Consider the following 1,865-nt stretch of genomic DNA (forward strand, 5'->3'; position numbering starts at 1 on the left):
CCCGCACCACCACCACCCCACCAGGGACAGCACCAGCACACGCACACCCAGAAGCGGTACTCACCTACAGCAGCACCAGCACCAGACCAGCCGAACGTCCCACCCACACACGAGCACCACCGCCCCAGGCACACTCGGCCCAAGCACAGCCCCCACCCACACCACAGCATGAGCAGGACACCCGCAGGACCCAAAGGCCCAGAAACCCGAAGGCTCCTTAGAAAGGAGGTGATCCAGCCGCACCTTCCGGTACGGCTACCTTGTTACGACTTCGTCCCAATCGCCGGTCCCACCTTCGACAGCTCCCTCCCACAAGGGGTTGGGCCACCGGCTTCGGGTGTTACCGACTTTCGTGACGTGACGGGCGGTGTGTACAAGCCCCGGGAACGTATTCACCGCAGCGTTGCTGATCTGCGATTACTAGCGACTCCGACTTCACGGGGTCGAGTTGCAGACCCCGATCCGAACTGAGACCAGCTTTTTGGGATTCGCTCCACCTCACGGTCTCGCAACCCATTGTACCGGCCATTGTAGCATGCGTGAAGCCCAAGACATAAGGGGCATGATGATTTGACGTCATCCCCACCTTCCTCCGAGTTGACCCCGGCAGTCTCCGATGAGTCCCCGGCATCACCCGCTGGCAACATCGAACGAGGGTTGCGCTCGTTGCGGGACTTAACCCAACATCTCACGACACGAGCTGACGACAACCATGCACCACCTGCGCAGGACCCTTGCGGACCCCCCATCTCTGGGAGATTTCCCTGCATGTCAAGCCTTGGTAAGGTTCTTCGCGTTGCATCGAATTAATCCGCATGCTCCGCCGCTTGTGCGGGGCCCCGTCAATTCCTTTGAGTTTTAGCCTTGCGGCCGTACTCCCCAGGCGGGGCGCTTAATGCGTTAGCTGCGGCACAGACCACGTGGAATGCGGCCCACACCTAGCGCCCAACGTTTACGGCATGGACTACCAGGGTATCTAATCCTGTTCGCTACCCATGCTTTCGCTCCTCAGCGTCAGTTACGGCCCAGAGACCCGCCTTCGCCACCGGTGTTCCTCCTGATATCTGCGCATTTCACCGCTACACCAGGAATTCCAGTCTCCCCTACCGCACTCTAGCTCGCCCGTACCCACTGCAGACCCAGGGTTAAGCCCCGGGCTTTCACAGCAGACGCGACGAGCCGCCTACGAGCTCTTTACGCCCAATAATTCCGGACAACGCTTGCACCCTACGTATTACCGCGGCTGCTGGCACGTAGTTAGCCGGTGCTTCTTCTGCTCCTACCGTCACTCTCGCTTCTTCGGAGCTGAAAGAGGTTTACAACCCGAAGGCCTTCATCCCCCACGCGGCGTCGCTGCGTCAGGCTTCCGCCCATTGCGCAATATTCCCCACTGCTGCCTCCCGTAGGAGTCTGGGCCGTGTCTCAGTCCCAGTGTGGCCGGTCGCCCTCTCAGGCCGGCTACCCGTCGTCGCCTTGGTAGGCCATCACCCCACCAACAAGCTGATAGGCCGCGAGCCCATCCCCGACCAAAAAATCTTTCCACGACCAGACCATGCGGCCAGCCGTCATATCCGGTATTAGCCACCGTTTCCGGTAGTTATCCCAGAGTCAGGGGCAGGTTGCTCACGTGTTACTCACCCGTTCGCCACTGATCACCACCAGCAAGCTGGCAGATCACCGTTCGACTTGCATGTGTTAAGCACGCCGCCAGCGTTCGTCCTGAGCCAGGATCAAACTCTCCATCAAAGAACAAACAACCCACCCGCAGCAGCAGCACCACAAAGACACCACCACCACCAAGCAGACCGCTTAATCCAAACACAGAGAAAAGCACCCCCACCCACTGGCGAGCGAAGGCACCAACA

The 1,865-nt window shown here is 59.9% G+C and carries 1 rRNA gene; it reads right to left on the reverse strand.

Annotated features, from left to right (window positions below):
- Positions 1 to 221 precede the first annotated feature (221 nt).
- A 16S ribosomal RNA gene (locus WDV86_RS16010) occupies positions 222 to 1,746 on the reverse strand.
- Positions 1,747 to 1,865 lie beyond the last annotated feature (119 nt).

The sequence above is a fragment of the Pseudokineococcus sp. 1T1Z-3 genome, assembly GCF_037482365.1.
In the GTDB taxonomy this organism is placed as follows: Bacteria; Actinomycetota; Actinomycetes; order Actinomycetales; family Quadrisphaeraceae; genus Pseudokineococcus.